Source organism: Pleomorphochaeta caudata, assembly GCF_055395745.1.
The window spans coordinates 1,941,549-1,962,163 of sequence record NZ_AP042458.1 but is presented as its reverse complement, the minus strand read 5'-3'; the positions used below and the strand labels follow the sequence as shown (position 1 = coordinate 1,962,163).

At 29.9% G+C, this 20,615-nt stretch carries 19 protein-coding genes and 4 tRNA genes; 5 read left to right on the top strand and 18 right to left on the bottom strand.

All coding sequences use genetic code 11. The features are described from left to right. Position 1: 1 nt before the first annotated feature. The 6 genes from trmD to ACZ5RS_RS09125 all read right to left on the bottom strand — a co-directional run bounded on the left by trmD (position 2) and on the right by ACZ5RS_RS09125 (position 6,192). A complete protein-coding gene (gene trmD, locus ACZ5RS_RS09150) occupies positions 2–733 on the bottom strand; it encodes a tRNA (guanosine(37)-N1)-methyltransferase TrmD (protein ID WP_464634658.1) in 732 nt (243 codons plus the stop codon). Next, positions 730–1,233, bottom strand: a complete 504-nt coding sequence (gene rimM / locus ACZ5RS_RS09145; protein ID WP_464634656.1) for a ribosome maturation factor RimM — start codon at positions 1,231–1,233, stop codon at positions 730–732. The genes trmD and rimM overlap by 4 nt, the downstream gene beginning before the upstream one ends. Positions 1,234–1,236: 3 nt before the next feature. After that, positions 1,237–1,470 carry a KH domain-containing protein gene (locus ACZ5RS_RS09140; protein ID WP_464634654.1) on the bottom strand — a complete coding sequence of 78 codons (234 nt, stop codon included), beginning with the start codon at positions 1,468–1,470 and terminating at the stop codon, positions 1,237–1,239. 15 nt (positions 1,471–1,485) lie between these two features. Then, positions 1,486–1,740 (bottom strand): 30S ribosomal protein S16, encoded by a 255-nt coding sequence (gene rpsP, locus ACZ5RS_RS09135; protein ID WP_464638953.1) that lies wholly within the window; start codon positions 1,738–1,740, stop codon positions 1,486–1,488. Between the two features lie 232 nt (positions 1,741–1,972). Beyond that, positions 1,973–3,307, bottom strand: a complete 1,335-nt coding sequence (gene ffh, locus ACZ5RS_RS09130) for a signal recognition particle protein (protein WP_464634652.1) — start codon at positions 3,305–3,307, stop codon at positions 1,973–1,975. A 71-nt stretch (positions 3,308–3,378) separates the two neighbouring features. Then, entirely contained in the window at positions 3,379–6,192 is a 2,814-nt protein-coding gene (locus tag ACZ5RS_RS09125) for a chromosome segregation SMC family protein (protein ID WP_464634650.1), read from the bottom strand. A gap of 293 nt (positions 6,193–6,485) precedes the next feature. Here ACZ5RS_RS09125 and ACZ5RS_RS09120 point away from each other — a divergent pair, with 293 nt between their 5' ends. Further along, positions 6,486–7,127, top strand: a complete 642-nt coding sequence (locus ACZ5RS_RS09120; protein ID WP_464634648.1) for a ribonuclease HII — start codon at positions 6,486–6,488, stop codon at positions 7,125–7,127. Here ACZ5RS_RS09120 and ACZ5RS_RS09115 read toward each other — a convergent pair. Continuing rightward, positions 7,124–7,375, bottom strand: a complete 252-nt coding sequence (locus ACZ5RS_RS09115) for a DUF3276 family protein (protein ID WP_464634646.1) — start codon at positions 7,373–7,375, stop codon at positions 7,124–7,126. The genes ACZ5RS_RS09120 and ACZ5RS_RS09115 overlap by 4 nt on opposite strands. A gap of 250 nt (positions 7,376–7,625) precedes the next feature. Between ACZ5RS_RS09115 and ACZ5RS_RS09110 the strand changes: the two genes are divergently transcribed. Beyond that, a tRNA-Gly gene (locus ACZ5RS_RS09110) sits at positions 7,626–7,696 on the top strand. Between the two features lie 284 nt (positions 7,697–7,980). On the opposite strand, the gene ACZ5RS_RS09105 is transcribed toward ACZ5RS_RS09110, so the two are convergent. Continuing rightward, positions 7,981–9,138 carry an iron-containing alcohol dehydrogenase gene (locus ACZ5RS_RS09105; protein ID WP_464634644.1) on the bottom strand — a complete coding sequence of 386 codons (1,158 nt, stop codon included), beginning with the start codon at positions 9,136–9,138 and terminating at the stop codon, positions 7,981–7,983. A 311-nt stretch (positions 9,139–9,449) separates the two neighbouring features. Here ACZ5RS_RS09105 and ACZ5RS_RS09100 point away from each other — a divergent pair, with 311 nt between their 5' ends. Further along, a complete protein-coding gene (locus tag ACZ5RS_RS09100; protein ID WP_464634641.1) occupies positions 9,450–10,619 on the top strand; it encodes an aminopeptidase in 1,170 nt (389 codons plus the stop codon). Between the two features lie 93 nt (positions 10,620–10,712). Here the strand turns inward: ACZ5RS_RS09100 and ACZ5RS_RS09095 are convergent, their stop codons facing one another. From ACZ5RS_RS09095 to ACZ5RS_RS09065, 7 genes are all read right to left on the bottom strand, one after another. Then, on the bottom strand, positions 10,713–11,486 hold the full coding sequence (locus ACZ5RS_RS09095; protein WP_464634639.1) for a type III pantothenate kinase: 774 nt from the start codon (positions 11,484–11,486) through the stop codon (positions 10,713–10,715). Positions 11,487–11,501: 15 nt separating this feature from the next. Then, complete coding sequence (locus tag ACZ5RS_RS09090) at positions 11,502–13,145, bottom strand: ABC-F family ATP-binding cassette domain-containing protein (protein WP_464634638.1); 1,644 nt, start codon at positions 13,143–13,145, stop codon at positions 11,502–11,504. 76 nt (positions 13,146–13,221) lie between these two features. Then, positions 13,222–13,293 (bottom strand) — tRNA-Glu (locus tag ACZ5RS_RS09085). A gap of 6 nt (positions 13,294–13,299) precedes the next feature. After that, positions 13,300–13,370 (bottom strand) — tRNA-Gln (locus ACZ5RS_RS09080). Between the two features lie 109 nt (positions 13,371–13,479). After that, positions 13,480–14,010 carry an adenine phosphoribosyltransferase gene (locus tag ACZ5RS_RS09075; RefSeq protein ID WP_464634636.1) on the bottom strand — a complete coding sequence of 177 codons (531 nt, stop codon included), beginning with the start codon at positions 14,008–14,010 and terminating at the stop codon, positions 13,480–13,482. Positions 14,011–14,019: 9 nt separating this feature from the next. Then, the gene (gene tsaD, locus ACZ5RS_RS09070) at positions 14,020–15,033 is read right to left on the bottom strand and encodes a tRNA (adenosine(37)-N6)-threonylcarbamoyltransferase complex transferase subunit TsaD (protein ID WP_464634634.1); all 1,014 of its coding nucleotides are present in this window, start codon (positions 15,031–15,033) and stop codon (positions 14,020–14,022) included. Positions 15,034–15,048: 15 nt separating this feature from the next. Beyond that, the gene (locus ACZ5RS_RS09065) at positions 15,049–15,342 is read right to left on the bottom strand and encodes a hypothetical protein (RefSeq protein WP_464634632.1); all 294 of its coding nucleotides are present in this window, start codon (positions 15,340–15,342) and stop codon (positions 15,049–15,051) included. A gap of 134 nt (positions 15,343–15,476) precedes the next feature. Here ACZ5RS_RS09065 and ACZ5RS_RS09060 point away from each other — a divergent pair. Further along, positions 15,477–15,548, top strand: a tRNA-Thr gene (locus tag ACZ5RS_RS09060). 74 nt (positions 15,549–15,622) lie between these two features. Here ACZ5RS_RS09060 and ppdK read toward each other — a convergent pair. The 3 genes from ppdK to ACZ5RS_RS09045 all read right to left on the bottom strand — a co-directional run bounded on the left by ppdK (position 15,623) and on the right by ACZ5RS_RS09045 (position 20,132). Next, positions 15,623–18,325, bottom strand: coding sequence for a pyruvate, phosphate dikinase (gene ppdK, locus ACZ5RS_RS09055; RefSeq protein WP_464634630.1), 2,703 nt, complete (start codon positions 18,323–18,325; stop codon positions 15,623–15,625). A gap of 272 nt (positions 18,326–18,597) precedes the next feature. Beyond that, complete coding sequence (locus ACZ5RS_RS09050; RefSeq protein ID WP_464634628.1) at positions 18,598–19,470, bottom strand: sigma-70 family RNA polymerase sigma factor; 873 nt, start codon at positions 19,468–19,470, stop codon at positions 18,598–18,600. A gap of 230 nt (positions 19,471–19,700) precedes the next feature. Next, on the bottom strand, positions 19,701–20,132 hold the full coding sequence (locus ACZ5RS_RS09045) for a hypothetical protein (protein ID WP_464634626.1): 432 nt from the start codon (positions 20,130–20,132) through the stop codon (positions 19,701–19,703). 188 nt (positions 20,133–20,320) lie between these two features. Here ACZ5RS_RS09045 and ACZ5RS_RS09040 point away from each other — a divergent pair, with 188 nt between their 5' ends. Further along, the gene (locus tag ACZ5RS_RS09040; protein WP_464634624.1) at positions 20,321–20,587 is read left to right on the top strand and encodes a co-chaperone GroES; all 267 of its coding nucleotides are present in this window, start codon (positions 20,321–20,323) and stop codon (positions 20,585–20,587) included. The last annotated feature ends 28 nt before the right edge of the window (positions 20,588–20,615 follow it).

Sequence of the window (20,615 nt, the reverse complement as noted above, 5' to 3'; positions counted from 1 at the left end):
TTTAGGTCCTCTTTGCTCTGTTTCTGAGTTCTTCTAAAGTCTTTCTAGCTTCCAAATCCAAAGATTTTTCTTCTAGAAGCTCAGGTCGGTTTTTTTTAGTTTTTTCCAACCTTTTCTCTAAACGCCATTGCTTTATAGCTTTATGATTCCCACTAAGTAAAACTTCTGGGACTTCTAAACCATTAAAAACACTTGGCCTAGTGTACTGGGGATATTCTAATAGTCCATCACTAAAACTTTCTTCTTCTAATGATTCGCTACTAATTACGCCATCTATCAAACGATAAATAGAGTCTATAATAACTAAGGAAGAAATTTCTCCACTAGAAATTACATAATCGCCAATACTAATCTCGTCATCCACATACAGGTCTATTACCCGTTGGTCAACACCTTCATAATGTCCGCAAATAAAAACTAAGTTTTCTTCTTTACTAAGCTCTAGTGAAAGGGCTTGAGTAAGCTTTTTCCCGGACGGAGAAGCATATATGACCCGCTTTTCATTTGCCTTAATACTCTCGAGGGCCTTGCACAGCGGCTCGGGTTTCAGCACCATTCCTGCGCCTCCTCCATATGGAGAATCATCACAAGTTAAATGCTTATCTTCAGCAAAGTTACGAAAATCAACCATGTTATATGTAATAAAACCGTTTTCTACAGCTCTTTTCATGATTGAGTTCGAAAAGAAACCTTGAACAATTTCAGGAAATAGTGTTACTACATCTATATTCATACCAATAACCATTGCGCCAACAATTCAATAGTCTTTTCCTTAATTGAAACCTCACCAACATATTGATCCATTAACGGTACCAAAAATGTTTTGCCATCTTTATCTTCAACTTCTAATAAAATTGATTGAGGTCCATCAAAGTAATTAACTACTTTAGCCATTGGTTTTCCTTCATGCATAAGTGTGCAACCTAGCAAATCAGAAATGTAATATTCACCTTTCTTAAGAGGAGCAGCCTCACTTCTTGGAACAAAAAGTGTAGCGCCAGCAAGTTTTTTTGCTGATTCTGGATCATCTATTCCAGAAATTTTCATATACACTTGACTACCACTCTTTCGAAATCCTTCAATTCCATATGTTAGCTCGCGGCCATCCTTCAAGCGGATAATTCCTTGCTTTATTTTATTTAAGTAAGAGCAATCATCATTGAATGGGCGGACCTTCACCTCACCCTTTAGACCATAAGATGTCTGGATGATAGCCGTTGCGAGTTTTTCCATATATTAATCCAAAATTTCCAAAACAGCACGCTTACCGCCTTTAGTAGCTGTAGCACTTAGGATGGTTCTAATTGCTTTTGCTATACGGCCTTGCTTGCCGATCACTTTACCAATATCCTCTGTTGCAACTTTAAGTTCCAAAATTGTAGACTTTTCGCCTTCAATCACGTTAACAGTTACATCATCAGGGAAATCAACAAGTGACTTTACAATGTATTCAACAAGATCTTTTTCCACAACTAATCCTCTTTATTATTCTTGATTAGTTCTAGAAACTTGTACGCCTTGTTTGTTTAATAACGCACGTACAGTTGCACTTGGTTGTGCACCTTTAACTAGCCAATCTTTTACTGCTGGTACATCAAGAACAACTTGTTCTTCTTTGTTTTCAACAGGGTGATATTGGCCAACTTCTGCTAGAGTTGTACTCTTGTTAGCAGATCTTGAATCCATTACTACGATCCTATAATAAGGTCTTTTCTTGGAACCAAATCGTTTTAGTCTCATGCTTACGCTCACGATAATTCCTCCTACTCGAATTTCTATAGCTTCTATATGAGTTATATTTAAATCAACTTTTGATTTAAATAAATATTCACACACAAAAGGATAACATTCGTTTTTTTAATTCAAAAAAACAAGATTACCCTATAACCGTTCACAAATTAAGGATATTACATTTTTATCAACAATAAATCAAGGCGAAACCATAATTTATCGCAATTTATCTGATGTTTTTCTAATATCCCATCTGTTTTTGTAACATTTTTTGATATTTTTTATTTTTAGTTAATTTTCTCATAGTGTTTTTCATTTTTTCAAACTTTTTAATAAGTCTATTTACTTGAGCAACACTAACACCACTACCTTTTGCTATTCTTTTTCTTCTGGTTGGACCAATAAGTCTATAGTTAGCTCTTTCTTGTGGAGTCATTGAGAGAATTATAGCTTTTTCTCTATTTAATTCATCTAATGGAATGTCATCAGCAGATACTTGACCAGCTGCACCAGGAATCATTTCTATTAATTTATCCATGGAACCCATTTTATCCATTTGATTTAGTTGATTTAGATAATCTTGAAGATCAAAAGTATTCTTTTTCATCTTCTCTTGTAATTTTAGAGCTTCTTGTTCGTCAATTGTTTCTTGTGCTTTTTCAACTAAAGAAACAACGTCCCCCATGCCTAAAATTCTAGATGCAATTCTATCTGGGTAAAATGGATCTAAATCTTCCATTTTTTCACCGCTACCAATGAATTTAATTGGTTTACCAACTACACTTCTTAAGGATAGCGCAGCACCACCTCTAGTATCTGAATCAAATTTTGATAATACAACACCAGAAATTCCAACTTTTTGTTCAAATTCTTTAGCAATAGTTACTGCATTTTGACCAGTCATTGCATCAGCAACAAATAAAGTTTCATCTGGATTAATTGCTTTAGAAATATTTTGAATCTCTTGCATTAATACTTCGTCTAAGTGCATTCTACCTGATGTATCAACAATTAAAACATCAAATTGATTTTTCTTAGCATAAGATAATGCATCTTTTGCAACTTTAACAGGATCTTTACAACCATCAATTGCAAAAACAGGAACATCAACTTGTTCACCTAATACTTGTAATTGAGTTACAGCTGCAGGACGAACTAAGTCTGATGCAACGAGCATTGGACGGCGTCCTTTTTTCTTTAAACTTAATGCAAGTTTGGCACTGGTAGTTGTTTTACCACTACCTTGAAGCCCCATCATAAGTATAGTAGTTGTAGTATCCGGCCCTTTTAATTGTAACTCTTGATGTTCTTCGTCACTTAATAAATTTACCATTCTATCATAAACGATTTTGGTAAACATTTGTCCTGGATTAACCGCTTTTAAAACTTTTTCACCTAGAGCTTCTTCTCTAGTTCCATTTATAAAGCGTCTTACTACTCTTAAATTAACATCAGCATCTAATAATGCTATTTTTATTTGCTCTACTGCTTCTTCAATATTTTTTTCTGAAATTTTTCCTTTTCCAGAAATATCTCTCATAATTGAAGAAAATTTTTCACTTATTGATTCAAACATATCTTACTCATATTTTTTGGATTTCATTGCTACTTATACATTAATCAAAGTCAAAATGTCAAGGTAATCAACTAAACGTGTACCTCTTGATCATTAGTATCAAGTATTACTGGAGATCCTTCTTCTACCCCAATTTTATAGCTTACAGTGGTTGAAACTCCGGCTTCTACTTGTGTTACACCTAACAAAGTTTTACTTCCGGTTACTGTGTGTTTATTATGGGTAATAATAATAAACTGGCTATCCTTAGAGAATTCTTCTAAAACAGATAAAAAGAATCCAATATTTCTATCATCTAATGCTGCATCTATTTCATCAAGTATACAAAAAGGACTTGGCTTTACTTGATAAGTTGCAAAAAGCAAACCTACAGCTGTCATTGATCTTTCTCCACCACTTAGTAAAGAAAGATTTGTTAATTTTTTACCAGGAGGTTGAGCAAGAATTTCAATACCACTTTCTAAAATATTATCTGGATCAGATAATTTTAGTTCAGCTCTACCTCCACCAAATAATCTTCTAAACATTAATTGGAAATTATCAGATATTTGTTTATAGGTGGCTAGAAAACGTTCTTCGCTTTCATTAGTAATTCTAGAAACAACATTCTCTAAATCCGCCTTAGCTTTCATTAAATCATTAATTTGGGAAGTTAAAAAATCATATTGCTCTTTAGCTTCTTCAAATTCATCTTGAGCCATTTGATTAATATAACCTAATTTTAATATATCTTTTTTAACTTCTTCAAGTTTATTTCTTAATACCTTCGGATCTTCTAATTCTTGTTTTAATTTATCTTCGAATTCTGCAAGATTTCTACTATATGTTTCAAAGAAATTATTATGAATCTGTTCAACCATTTCTTTTATTGATTGAATTTGTAATTCAGATTGATCTTTTTCTCTTCTTAATTTATTAACAGTATCAAAAGAAGAATTTTTTTGATTTTGTTTCATGGAAATTTGATTGGATTTTTCTTCAATAATTTCAATTAATTCTTCTAATTGCTGAGATAAAGCAATACCATTTTGAGCAATTTCTTCCATCTCTTGTTCTGTTAATCTTATATTTTCTTGATGATTGCTTGCTTTTTGGGCAGCACTTTTAGCTTCTATTAATCTATCATTATATTCAAGTTTTAATTCATCATTTGATCTTTTCATTGCATCAATTGCAACTTTATTTTCATTAACGTTTCCATTAACTTGTTCTAGCATGATTCTCAATTCATTTATGCTATCTTTATAATCATCACACTGAGAATTCAATTTTTGATTATCATTTCTAAGATAACCTATTTGGTTTCTACAGATATTTACAGTATTTCTATTTTCTAAAATTCTTTTATCTAATTCATGCTTTTTAAAAACAACTCCATCTTCTTTGATAAAATCATCAATAAAAGTTGGAATAGAATTTTCATATTCACCTATATAATCTTTTAATTCTAAAAGATTTTTTAAATTACTATTCTGATTTTTCTCAACCTGCTTAGCAATAGCTTGGCTGTCTAATGTTGATAATTGATTTATTAAATCTCTTTGATTCTCTATTAATGAAATAATATGATTTAATTTATTTTCTATTTTTGTTTTTATTTCATTTCTCTTATTAATACTATAACCACTATCTCTTAACTTAGCATCAAGCTGAACAACAATAGCATCAGTAATTTCATTTAATTCTAGAGAGAGAGAGTCATATTTTTTCTCATAATCTTCAACTTTATTTTCAAGATCTATTATTTCTTGAGATTGTTTTATTATTAAAGATTTTGCACTTTCGTATGATTTATTTAATTTATTAATATCTGCTTCAATTTCATTTGCTTCAGATTTATATTTTTCAATTTTACTATACTTTTCTTTTATTTCTTCTTCATTAACTAGTAATTTCTCTTCTAGAGCTTTTGCCTTATCAAAAGATGTTTGCTGACTTATTAATGCTTCTTTATAATATCTATTCAACAATTCAATAAAATCTGTTTTACCTTTATGTTGTTCTTCAAGACGCTTTAATTCTGTTTGAATTTCAATTCTTTTAGAAGTTTGACTTTTTAAATCATCCTGCATATCACTAATTACTGTATCTAAACCACTTAAAGCTACACTTTGATTTTGAATTTCTTGATCTAAAGTACTTAATCTATTTTCTTTAGCTTCTTTTAGCATTAAATATGATTTAATAGTTGAAAGCTGAACTTCAACTTCTAGATTAAATTTCTCTTTATTTAAATCATTATATTTAAGGCATTTTGCAGCCTGGTTTTTCTTTGAATCATAAGTTCTTTTTACTTCTCTTAAAATTGTATCAACTTGTGCTATATTTTCTTCTGTTCTTTCTATTTTTCTTTGAGCAAGAATTCCTTGTTGTTTATAACGAGAAATACCAGCAGCTTCTTCAAAAATATATCTTCTATCTTCAGGCCTTGTTGATAATATTTGGTCTATCTTACCTTGTTCTAATATTGAATATGCACTTTTACCAACACCAGTATCAAAAAACATTTCTTTAATGTTTTTTAATAAAACTCTACTTTTATTTAGATAATATTCACTTTCACCAGAACGAAAGACTCTTCTCTTTATTTCTATTTCGTTTACATCAAGATTTAAATGTCCCTCTTCATTATTAATGGTTAATATAACTTCAGCCATTTGCATTTGATTTCTTTTATCAGAACCATTAAAAATTACATCTTCCATTTTTCCGGCTCTTAAAGTTTTAGTAGATTGTTCTCCTAAAACCCATTTGATAGCATCAACAATATTACTCTTTCCACAACCATTTGGGCCTAGTAAACTTGTAATCCCATCAGAAAAATCTATCCTAGTTTTATCAGCAAATGATTTGAATCCTATTAATTCAAGACTTTTTAAAAACAAAATAGCACCAACCTATTTTCAAATAATATTAATAAATAATAACATATAATAATCAATTTTCAATATTTTATCAAATTAATACTTTAATACATTTCATTATATCAATTAACAATTATTATACATAAATAATTATATTTAATATATTATATAATAATTGTAGTAATTTATATGTATTATTATATAATAACAATAGTAAAATTGATAAATATAATATTATTATAATATCAAAATATATGATTTCACAAATTATTTTCTTATGATAATATTTATTTAAAATAATATAAGGAAAGTCTATGAAAGAATTTTTATTTGAAGAAATAGAAGGACCATCAAACAATAAAAAAAATAAAATAATAATTGGCTTAGATGAAGCCGGTAGAGGCCCTTTAGCTGGACCTGTTTGTGCTGGTGCTTGTATTTTACCTAAAAACTTTCCAATAGAATTATTGAATGATTCCAAAAAATTAAATAAAAAACAATTACAAACTGCTTATGAAGCTATAGTTAAATATTCAACTTGTTATTCTATAGCTTGGTGTACACCAAAAGAAATAGATGAATTAAATATTTTATGGGCAAGCATGAGAGCTATGGAAAAAGCATATAATCTTGTTGAAAAGAAATTTAATAATAAAATTGATTTAGCCCTAGTTGATGGAAACAAAACACCAAGTTTAAATATTGAGACAAAAGCTATTGTAAAAGGAGATTCAATTTATCCACAAATTATGGCAGCTTCAATTTTAGCTAAAGTTAGTAGAGATAATTTTATGCAATTTTGCGATAAAAAATGGCCTCAATATGGCTTTAAAAAACATATGGGATATCCAACTAAATATCATCGAGAGATGATTGAAAAATTTGGACTATCCCCTATTCATAGAAAAACATTCACGTTTAAAAAAGTTGAAAATCAACAACTTGAATTGTTTTAATTTTTATTTTTGTTATTAGAATATTTTTTAATAAAATCTAAAGATTTTTGGAATTCTCTTACAAATTCTCCCATATCTTCTTGGTATACTAAAACTGATTGTCTAATATATCTATTAGATTCTGCATCGCCTTTACTCTCTACGATATTTAAATATAAATCGCCATAAACATTTTCTTTTACGTTAAAAAAGTATGTTCTATCATTTTTTTTCATACTTGTTGAAAAAACTTCACCACGCTGTCCCATATTAGTCCTCGCTTAATTATTAATTTCGAATTAATAATTTTAAATTTATTGTTACCTATATAAATACTTATTTGGATATGAATGTCAATGCTATTGGATTCAATAACTAAAATAAAAACATGTAATTAAAGGTATAATATTAAACTTTTACATTTTTTTTTACAAAACCACTTGACCTAAGCACTAAGTTTTTATAATATCTCAATCGTTGATTAGCGATATAAATTACTTATTAACAAATGAGAAATATGCGCCATTCGTATAATGGTATTACTCCAGCCTTCCAAGCTGATAACGTGGGTTCGATTCCCATATGGCGCTCAACATCAATCACTACTTTTTAGTAGTGATTTTTTTATTTTTAATAGCTTTCTCATAAAGCTATAGAAACAGCCAATAATGACTTATCTCAGTAAAATGTATAATTTTATTAAATTAAGAATAACTGCTTGTAAATCAAATCTAATTTAGCTTAGAAGAGAAATTAATCTAAACATTCAATTCACTTTATATATTGCTAATTTAAAATTTATAGCAAAAAAAATAGGATGATTAAACTTTTGTTTAACCATCCTAAAATACATCTAAATAATACTTACGTCAAATTATTTCTTAATTGGAGTACCATAGTATGCTGATTCATAAATCATTTTTACATCAGCAACTGTAGGAGTTCCAGGGTTTGTTAAAGTACAAGGGTCAGCAAAAGCATTTTTGCTCATTCTATCTAATACTTCTTTGAATTTTGCTTCATTGAAATCAACTTCAGTACAATCCTTGAAACAAGTAGGAATGTTTAATTTAACATTTAAGTCTCTGATTACTTGTGCTACATCTTCAACTTTTAGAATTTGTTCAATGTAATCATATCTGTCAGTAAATTGTCTGTTAAAGTCAATGATATATGGTAATAAAATTGCATTAGCCAATCCGTGTGTTACACCGAATTCACCACCAATTTTGTGTGCTAAAGAGTGAACTAAGCCTAATGAAGCATTAGTAAATGCCATACCAGCTAAAGCTGAAGCTTCATGCATGTTTTCTCTAGCATCTAAATTTTTAGGTTCAGCAAATGCTATTGGTAAATATTCTTTTACTAATTCAATTGCTCTAATTGCATAAGGTTCTGTGAAGTTTGTTGCAGCATTTGATGCTAAAGCTTCTAAAGCGTGACACATAACGTCCATACCTGTATTTGCTGTAATGTGAGCAGGCATTGTCATTGGTAGAGCTGGATCTAAGATAGCAATATCTGGAACCATATCGCCAGCTACGATAGGATATTTGATATGATTTTCTGGATCAGTAATTACAGAGAAAGCTGTGATTTCACTAGCTGTACCACTTGTTGAAGGGATAGCAATAAAACGAGCTTTGTTTCTTAATGCAGGCATAGAACCAACTTCGATAATATCTTCGAATTTTAGATCTGGATGTTCATAGAAGCACCACATTACTTTTGCTGCATCTAATGCAGAACCACCACCAATTGCTACAATCCAATCTGGTTCAAAGTCTTGCATAGCTTTTGCACCACGTAATACAGTCTTTACTGAAGGATTTGGTTCAACACCATCAATAACGATAGATTCAATTCCACCTTCTTTTAAGATTTCAGCAGCTTTATCTAAGAAGCCAAATCTTTTCATTGATGTACCACCAGTTACTAAAGCAGCTTTTGTACCTTTTAATTCAGCTAACTTACTTAAAGCATTTTCACCATAATAAATTTCTCTTGGAATTGAAAAACCCATAATACCCATAATTCCGTCTCCTCTGATTTACGATAAATTACTTATCTTAGTAAAATCAATTTTAATTTTCTTATTTCTACATTTTATATACTACTAATCACATTAAATAGCATTTTACTCAATATAATTAGCAATTAATAATCTAATTACCTTAAATAAACGATACGTTCACTCTCGTTCACGGTCATACAATAACATTCAATTTCTTTTTGTGCAAGGGTGTTCTATATTTTTTTATCGATATTTTTTATTATTTTTTTTTCAATATATATTTGGCCTACATCTGCACAATTATAATTTTTTTTGTTATATTATCTTTCATGACAAATTTCGATTTACAATTTTCAAAATTAATATGTTTTAGCCAGTTAAATCTGACCTCAGGAGACCTTTTATCTATAAACTCAGAAGAGTCTACCTACTCTTTTGCATTAGACCTGGCTAAATTCGCTACAAAGATTACAAATCTCCCTGTTACTATTGTAGTAACTGAAGAGGGAAAAGTAACACAATCAGTTCCTGTTGAACCGGATTTATTAGATATTCAAAAACCACAAGTGAAAACTCAAATTATGTGCAGAATACTAGATTTAGATAAATTTATTTATTTAAGCGACGAAGAACCTGATTCTTTGAATAAAAGTGTTATCGATATAAGTAAATTTGGGCTTCTAAGTGAACCTATAGATTTAAAAAGACGCATTGCTATACCTTGGACTATTGTTGCATACCCTTCAAAGAAATTTGTTGAACATGCATTTGGTGTTTTAAGTGAAAATGAAGTTTTAGCTTATTTTGCTAAACTATTAAGATTTGATAATGAAAATATGATTCAATATTGGGTTAATCAATCCTGTTTACTAGATTATAGAATCAAGGAATTAAATTCAATTAAAGATAAAACTGTAATTTTTAAAAACAGAACATCAAAATTCCAAGCTTCAATAATTGATGGTGCTAATTGGGCTTCAAATTATATTACCTTAAATAATAATAGAAGTTTCTATAATTTCTTACCATCTCAAAATATTCATACCAATATTGAAAAAGACTCCTTTAATGGACACATTGAAGCTTCAAGAGATTTTATTCTTTTTGGATCTTTAGTTAGAAATGCTACTTTCAATGTCAGAGATGGATATGTTGTATCTTTTAATGCTGAAGAAGGAAAAGAAGCACTCAACGCTTTCTTTAATTCAGATGAAAATGCGAGATGTGTTTCTGCTATAGTACTAAATGATGAAGAATCCATTGAATCAAAATATATAAATAAAGGAACTCATCCTCTATTCTCATTAGAACACACTTCCTCAATTATTTTAGGGGGAGCAATGGAAGATTCTTTACGTAATTTTGATGAAGATACTAACTTAGATAATATTAAAGTTAACCAATCATTAGTCAAACTTTCTATTCCTATTGGTGATGTATTTACTAGAATTTCCATTGGGGAATTAACTGTTATAAACGAAGGTAGTTTTATAATTTAATTACTATATAGAAATAATACAAAAAGTATACTTTTTAATATTAAAAATATTATTAAGTATACTTTTTTTGTATATAAGTTATATAAAAAATATTTAATTATTTATCTTATTCAATGAAGCTATATATCTTAAGCCATCGAGAGTCTGATTAATTTCTATTTCATCTATTCTTGGAATTAAAGAAGAGATAGTTGAAGAAAGTCCACCAGTAGCAATAACATGAAGTTTTACACCCAATTGTTTTTCAGTTCTATCAATCATAGATTCAACTAAACCAGCATAACCAAACATAATACCTGATCTAATTGAACAATCGGAGGATCTTCCCATAGCTTTTTCAGGAGCTTTTAATTGAACTTGAGGTAATTGTGCTGTACTACCAAACAAAGCATTAACTGCAGTAATTAAACCTGGGGTTATCGCAACACCTTCTACCTCGCCTTTACTATTTACACAACTCATGGTTAAAGCAGTACCAAAGTCTACTACCATAACCGCTTTATTTGGATAAAGATTATGAGCTTGAGCCAAATTACAAAGCAAATCAGAACCTAACTCAACAGGAATGCTTTCTCTAACTAATCCAGTTTTTAAATCATGGTTAATTATTATTGGATTAATATTAAATAATCTTATTACATTTTTTTCTAAAGCTCTATTTAAATTTGGAACTACCGATGAAATCACAGCATCAGTAATATCATATTTTTGTGGATCACAATTTTTTAATAAAGATTCGAGCAAAACAAAATATTCATCTGTTGTTTTATGGATATCAGTATGAATACGCCAGATGTTAATCCATGATGCTCCATCATGAACAGCCATTACTATATTTGTATTTCCGATATCCACTGCAAATAACATTAATAACTCCTATTATTAAATAGACAAGCTATGATTTGAAACGTTTTGATACATCTCATCTCTTAATTGCTTAACACCTTCATCAACTAAATATTCATCGAAAGGCATCATTCTATCAATTATACCACTTGGAGTAAACTCAATAATTCTGTTTGCGATTGTATTAACAAACTGATGGTCATGAGAGTTAAATAAAATAACTCCACTAAAATCAATCAACCCATTATTTAAGGCTGTAATTGATTCAAGGTCCAAGTGTGAAGTTGGTTCATCAAATATTAAACAGTTTGCTTGTTCCAACATCATCTTAGATAATACACATCTTACCTTTTCTCCACCTGAGAGTACTGTACAATCCTTAAGAGCTTCATCTCCACTAAATAACATTCTACCTAAGAAAGATCTTATATAGGTATCGTCTTTTAAGTCTGGAGAATATTGTCTTAACCAATCAGTAATACTAACATGCTCAGCAAAATATTTTGAATTATCTTTTGGGAAATAAGATTGGCTTGTTGTTACACCCCATCTATATTCCCCTTCATCTGCTTCTAAATTACCACTAATAATTTCAAATAATAAAGTTTTAGCTTGGTGATTAGGTCCTACAAAAGCAATTTTATCGCCATTGTTTAAAACTAAATTTAAATTATCTATAATTTTTTCACCATCAACAGCTTTTGTTAACCCATTAATTTCTAATATATTGTTACCAACTTCCCTTTCTGGTTTAAATGCAATATATGGAAATCTTCTTGAAGAAGGTTTAATATCATCAATAGTTAATTTATCAATTAATTTTTTTCTACTTGTTGCTTGTTTTGCTTTAGATGCATTTGAACTAAATCGTTGAATAAAATCTTTTAATTCAGAAATCTTATCTTCACGACGTTTTTTATCATCTTTCATTTGTTTTGCAGCAAGTTGGCTTGATAAATACCAGAAATCATAGTTACCAACATATAATTGAATTTTTGAATAATCGATATCAGCAATATGTGTACATACACTGTTTAAGAAGTGTCTATCGTGACTAACAACAATAACAGTATTTTCAAAATTTTCTAAGAAATTTTCTAACCAATTGATTGATTCTAAATCTAAGTGGTTTGTAGGTTCGTCAAGTAATAAAATATCTGGTGTTCCAAATAATGCTTGAGCTAATAATACTCTAACTTTGATAGTATCATCAATTTCAGACATTTTTTTATTATGGAAATCAGTAGAAATACCAAGACCATCTAACATTTGACCTACTTCAGCTTCAGCTTCCCAACCACCCATTTCAGCAAATTCATTTTCTAAATCAGCAGCTCTAATGCCATCTTCTTCTGTAAAGTCAGCTTTTTCATAGATTTCTTCTCTTTCTTTCATTATTTGATAAAGTTTATCATATCCCTTAATAACAGTTTCCATTACTGTAAAATCTTGGAACGCATAATGATCCTGTCTTAGCATTGCTAAGCGTTCACCAGGAGTAATAATTATCTCACCAGTATCTTGTTCGATTTCGCCTGATAAAATTTTTAAAAAAGTTGACTTACCTGCACCATTTGCTCCGATAATACCGTAGCAGTTACCAGGTGTAAACTTTATATTAACATCCTTGAATAATACTTGAGTTCCATATGATAATGAAATATTTGAAGCTGTTATCATTTATTTTCCTTTATTATTGTTATTTATTCCTATTCTATCAAAAAAAAACAACCTATCTCAAGGTTGTCTCAAAAAATAGTCCCTAGGGGAATCGAACCCCTATTTAAAGACTGAGAATCTCTCGTCCTAACCGTTAGACGAAGGGACCGGACAACTGGGATAGAGGGACTCGAACCCCCAAAGGCAGAACCAGAATCTGCAGTGTTACCATTACACTATATCCCAAAACACACCAGTGGAAAATATACATACTAAGAAAAATATTGTCAATTAGTATTTGCTCGCAATATAGTAAAATGTAGGACTCAGTTTCCTCTATCTCTTATTATTTTATCTATTCACCATTATAAGTTAATAAAACATCTAATTTATAGTCTTTAAAGATATCTTCATAACCTAAGAATGGTAATCCAATTACACCACCAATTGCAGCAACTTCAGCACCATTATCTTCAACAATAGCTCTTGCTGCTTCTAAAGTTCCACCTGTAGCAATTAAATCATCGATTAATAAAATCTTATCACCTTTATTTATATCTACATGTTGAATACAGATAGTATCTGTGCCATATTCCAAAGCAAATTCTTTTTGATAAGTTTTGCCAGGTAATTTACCTGGTTTTCTAGCTAAAATTAATGGTAAGTTCATCTTAATTGCTAAAGGACTTGCAAAAAGAAATCCACGAGCTTCTAAACAAACAATACTATCAATATCCATATCTTTATACAATTCATAAAAAGAATCGATACAATAATTATATGCTTTTGGATCTGCTAAAATTCCTGTGATATCGTAAAAAAGAATTCCTTCTTTAGGAAAATCCTTAACTTTCCTAATAGCTGAGTCTAAATCAAATTTCTCCATAACCTCTCCCTATTGGTTTTTTTTGAATGCACTAACACGTGCACTTGCGCTTACATCAAAAGTATCTCTATATCCATCTTTTAAATAATTATAAGCTAAACCAGCTATCATTGCACCATTATCAGTACATAATTTTAGAGATGGGAAAGTTACTGTATATCCACCTTTTTCTAACTCTTTTAACTCAGCGCGTAATTGGCTATTAGCAGCAACACCACCACCTGCAGATACCCTCATTAATCCTGTATCTTTTAATGCCAATTTTATTCTTTTCATTAAAATATTTACAGCTGCTCGTTGGAAACTTGCAGCAATATTTTCATTTGTAATTTCATAATTTTTATCATGAAATTTTTCTAATTGATTTATAACTGCTGTTTTAAGCCCAGAATATGAAACATCATATTTATGATCACTTGATAAAGAAGGTCCTGGGAATAAAAAAGCTTTGGAATTACCTGTTTTACTCAATCTATCAATTATTACACCACCTGGATAACCTAAGCCATAATGCTTAGCGACTTTATCGAAAGCTTCACCAATAGCATCATCAATTGTAGTACCTAATACTTCGACATCGTCATAACTATTAACTTTACAAATAACCGTATGACCACCAGAAACTAAAACTCCCAAATATGGGTATTCTTGTGGATTTTCAATCTGAGAAGCAAATAAATGTGCTCTAATATGGTCGATTGTAATAAAAGGTATATCTAAAGTTGCAGCAAAACCTTTAGCAAAATTAACTCCTACTAATAAAGAGCCTAATAACCCAGGTCTATTTGTGACTGCAACTGCGTCAAGTTCTTCTTTTTTTATGTTTGCTTGCATTAATGCTGCATTAACCACTTGGTCAATCCATTCTGTGTGTAATCTACTTGCTAATTCAGGAACTACACCTTCATATGGTTTATGCAATTCAATCTGAGTTGCAACCACATTACTTAATACATTTTTGCCATCTTCAACAACGGCGGCACTACATTCATCACAAGATGTTTCTATACCTAAAACATACATAAATCTATTTTCACCTTACTTATCGTTTGATTTAATTTTTGAAACAACTCTTAAAAAATCATCAAATGAATCAATTGATGTACTTCGAGTTAACGCTTCAAAACTAGCTCTTTGTTGCAAATCTGAAATACTATTGCCTTCATTAATTAAACTAGGATAAAGACCCATAAAAAATTGAGCTACTTGAGGATCCCAAGTTTCTGCGACCACAGGTTTCTTATCCACATCATTTTGGATTTGGAAAGCATAAGTATCATTTCTCAAAGGTAGTTTTACAGTTTTTAATATTTTTTTTTGCTTGTTTACCATATCGGCAAGCTTACATTTTTTTATAGGCATCGGTCAAGATTTATATTAATATAATCCTAATAAAATAAAATGGACAAAAAAAATAAAAATTAGAGTTGAAAAAAGTCCATCATATATTGTATCTTTTCAATATTGCCGGAGTAGCTCAGGGGTAGAGCAACGCTCTCGTAAAGCGTGGGTCAAGGGTTCAATTCCCTCCTCCGGCTTTTTATTTTAGATTTAAAAAAATCCCAAAACCTTTATAGATTTTGGGATTTCTTATAAATCAATACTAGATAAATTATTTATTATTAATTACTGCTTGAGCTGCAGCTAATCTAGCAATTGGAACTCTAAATGGAGAACAAGATACATAATTTAAGCCAACTTTTTGACAGAAATCAATTGTTTTTGGATCTCCACCATGTTCACCACAGATACCTAATTTGATTGTTGGTCTAACAGATCTACCAAGTTGAGCTGCCATTTTTACTAATTTACCAACACCATCGATATCGATTGTAGCAAATGGATCATAATCATAGAATTGTTTATCTGTATCATTTACATAATGACCTAAGAATGATGCTGCATCATCTCTTGAGAATCCACAAGTCATTTGAGTTAAGTCATTGGTACCAAAGCTAAAGAATTCAGCTTCATGAGCAATTTCATCTGCTGTTATTGCAGCACGAGGAACTTCAATCATTGTACCTAATTTATATTCAATAGTCTTATTTCTTTCTTTGAATAATTCATCAATTACTTCAAGTGCATTCTTCTTACAGAAATTAAATTCTTTATAATTACCTACCAATGGAATCATAATTTCAGGATGTACTTCAATGCCTTCATCTAATACATTTAATGCTGCTTCCATAATTGCTTTTACTTGCATTTTTAAGATTTCAGGATAGACAATTGCTAATCTACAGCCTCTAAATCCTAACATAGGGTTAAACTCATGTAATTCAGTAATTTTTTGTGCAATTTTTTCAACAGAAACACCTAAATCAAGTGCTAATTCATGACGAGAAGTATGGTCATTTGGCAAGAATTCATGTAATGGTGGGTCTAATAATCTAACTGTTGCAGGACGACCATTTAATTCTCTAAAGATTTCTTCAAAGTCACCTCGTTGCATTGGTAATAATTCAGCTAATGCATTTTCTCTTTCAATTAAATTATCTGCTAAGATCATTTTTCTAATTGATTCAATACGTTTGCCACCAAAGAACATATGTTCAGTTCTACATAATCCAATACCTTCAGCGCCCAAAGAAACAGCTCTGTGAACATCTTGAGGAGTATCAGCATTAGTTCTAACACCTAACTCTTTAATTTCGTTTACATAGCCCATAAATTTCTTGTAATTTTCGAATAATAGAGAATCTTCTTCTTTCATTGTTCCATCTAATACTTGAACAATTTCACTTGGTTTTACAGCAATTTTTGCTCCATAAACAGCACCTGTAAAGCCATCGATTGAAAGATAATCACCTTCATTAAATTCTAAATCGCCAACACTCATAGTTTTCTTTTTTTCATTTACAACTATTGAACTAACACCAGATACACAAGGACAACCCATTCCTCTAGCTACAACTGCTGCATGAGAGGTCATACCACCTCTACTTGTTACAACACCTTTTGCTACAGCCATACCTTGAATATCTTCAGGAGAGGTTTCTGTTCTAACTAATATAACAGCTTTACCTTTATTTGCAACTTCAACTGCTTTATCTGCTGTGAAATAAATATGTCCACATGCACCACCTGGAGAAGCATTTAAACCTTTAGCAATTTCTTTAATTTGTTTTTCTGAAATATCTTTATTGTCTAATACTGGTGCAAATAATTTATTAAATTCACCTGCTGGAACTCTTGAAACTGCTGTTTCTTTATCAATTAGTCCAGATTCAACCATTTCTACTTGGCTTCTTAACCAGCTAAAGATTGTTCTTTTACCATTTCTGGTTTGCAACATATATAGTTTACCTTCTTGAATTGTAAACTCTAAATCTTGCATATCATGGTAATGATTTTCTAGAATATCTCTAATTCCAACTAATTGTTCATAAACTTTTGGATTTACTTTTTGTAAGGTATCAATTGGTTGAGGAGTTCTAATACCTGCAACAACGTCTTCACCTTGTGCATTCATTAAATACTCGCCATAGAATTTATTTTCACCAGTAGATGGGTCTCTTGTAAATGCAACACCAGTTCCTGATGTATCACCCATATTACCAAATACCATAGTTTGAACATTAACAGCTGTTCCTAATAAACCTCTAATATCATTCATTTGACGATATTTAATAGCTCTATCATTATTCCAAGAATTGAAAACAGCAATTATTGCTTTAAATAATTGTTCTTGAGGTTCGACAGGGAATTCTTCATTAGTATATCTTTTATAAACAACAAGGTATCTATTAATTACTTCTTTTAAATCATCAATATTTAATTCAGTATCATATACTTTTTCAGTTTCGTCTTTTACACTCTGAAGAGCTGATTCAAATTCATGATGTGGTACATTCATTACAACATCACCAAACATTTGAATAAATCTTCTATAGCTGTCCCAAGCAAATCTTTCATTACCTGTTTTTGCAATTAGTGCGTTAACTGTATCTAAATTTAAACCTAAATTTAATACAGTATCCATCATACCTGGCATTGATTGAGCAGCACCTGATCTAACTGATACTAGTAAAGGATTTTTTGTATCCCCTAATTTAGCACCCATTGTTTTCTCAAGTTTTTCTAAAGTTACTAAAACTTCATCTTCTAAATGTTTTGGTAATTGTCCATTATGAGTATTAAAATATTCACAAGCTTCAGTACTGATAGTAAAACCAGGGGGAACAGGTAATCCAATAGATGTCATCTCAGCAAGGTTTGCACCTTTACCACCGAGTAAATCTTTCATTGAGGCAGTTCCTTCTGCTTTTCCATCACCAAAGAAATATACATATTTCTCTTTGTTTGGTTTCATAATTTCCTCCAAAATAAAATTATACAAATAACATAGTCCATAAAGATTAGGCTATAATCATATTATAGTCAATCTTATTTTTGGAACAAACTTTATTTGACAAGGTGAAATTTTTAATATTTACAAGTATTATTTTGTTTATTTCTTTTGTTTAGTAATTTTTACTATATGTTTATTTAGTAGTAAGCGTTTTTGATAAAAATTTACCGATTTATCATAAAAAAAAGAGTAACTACTTAACAGTAATTACTCTTAAATCACTAATATATTTTTTAAGCACTATAGCTTTCTAAACTTCTATGAACTTCAGTATTTTGTAGCTTTTGTAATGCTCTTTTTTCAATTTGTCTAATTCTTTCTTTTGTAAGATTATATACTTCACCAATTTCTTTTAGACTCATTTGATATTTGTTATTTAAACCAAATCTATGTTCAATAATATCTTTTTCTTTTTCACTTAATTGGTCTAAAGCTTCATTAATATCTTCTTTTAATAAACCGCTCATAACTTGTTGGTCAGGAGATGCAAAATCTGATTCAATGTAGTCCCCAATACTACTTGTTTCATTGTCTCTAAATACTGGAGCATCTAAGCTTACCATATCTTTTGATACAGATACTAAAGTCTTAACTATCTCAGCATCTAAATTTGTCTCTTTAGCTAACATCTCAACTGTTGGTTCTTCACCATTTAAGTGAACTAAAGTTTTTTGAGCTTTTTGAATTTGTAATAATTCATTAGATCTGTTTAATGGCAATCTAACAGCTCTACTTTTCTCATTAATAGCTTTCATAATAGATTGTCTTATCCACCATACTGCATAAGAAATAAAATGATACCCTTTTTCTACATCAAATTTATCTAAAGCAGTCATTAGACCTATATTTCCTTCATTTATTAAATCGGCTAATGGTAGCCCTTGGTTTTGATATTTTTTTGCAATCTTTACAACAAAACGGAGGTTTGATTCAATCATTTTGTTTCTTGCTCTTTTGTCACCTTTTTTAATTTTCTTAAATAGTTCAACTTCTTCTTCATGAGAAATTAAAGGCAATTTATTTAATTCTTTCATATACATTGAAAGTACTGTAGAGTCTTCACTTGAACCATCATCATTATTTAGCATATACATTTCATTATTCATTTTATATAGCCTCCATGTTGTATATTCTAATGCAATTTCCATGCCAACTTGATTTTTGGGCTAAATTCAAAGGTTTTAATATAAAATGGAAGAAAATCATTCTACAAATGTAAAAAAAACAGGTCATATTGACCCGTAATTATTTTTTATATGAAAAAATGGTACATTTTGACCCATTTGATACTTTATGTTTATATAAAAGTATCCTTTTGTCCCAAATTTACTCAAAATCAGGCAAAAGCAGACTCTTCAAACATCATCCAAGGGAAATCTATTTCCACATTTTTATAAAATGATCTCATATTTTCTTTATGTATCATAAAAGGACTATCTTCAATATCTTTTTTTAATTCCTTAAAAGTATCTTCAATTAAATCAAAAATCATATCACCTTCACTAAGAGCAATTTTGATTCTTTTTTTCCCTAAAAGATAAATTATAAACTGTATTTTAAAGAATTCTAAAAACTCATCATTAATAGACTCTAATTCCATATTTCTCAATAAAAAAGTATCACAGAAACAATCTAAACCTTTGACCAAATCCTTCTTATCTAGGAAAGTATTTGCAAGTTTATAGAAGGTTTTTGACAATGAAAGTTGATTATCAAAAAATAAATTGGTATATGATTCTTGTTTTATCAAATTATTACAATCTTTCATTTGTTACTCCTTGTCCGATTTCAAATAAAATATAATTAAAAAATGCTATAAAGGCAAATTTTTTTATTATCATTTTTTTCAAAATTTTATATTGCCACTTGCATTTTATATTGTTATATTTAGTTACGTGTAAAGACTAATCAACTTTACATCATTAGTATTTAAATACAATTCAAGGAGATTATATTATGACAGTAAAACCTTTAGGTGACAGAATTTTAGTTAAAATGGATGAAGTAAAAGCTCAAACTGCAAGTGGTATTTTTATTCCACAATCTGCACAAGAAAAAACTCAAATTGCTTCTGTTATTGCTATTGGAGATGATAAAGATGCAATTACAGTAAAAGTTGGAGATAAAATCCTACATGACAAATATGCTGGAACTCAAATTAAAGTTGATGGTGATGAATTATTAATTATTAATATGAGTGATGTTCTTGCAATTGTAGAATAATTAAAACTTAAATTATAATTAAATTAAT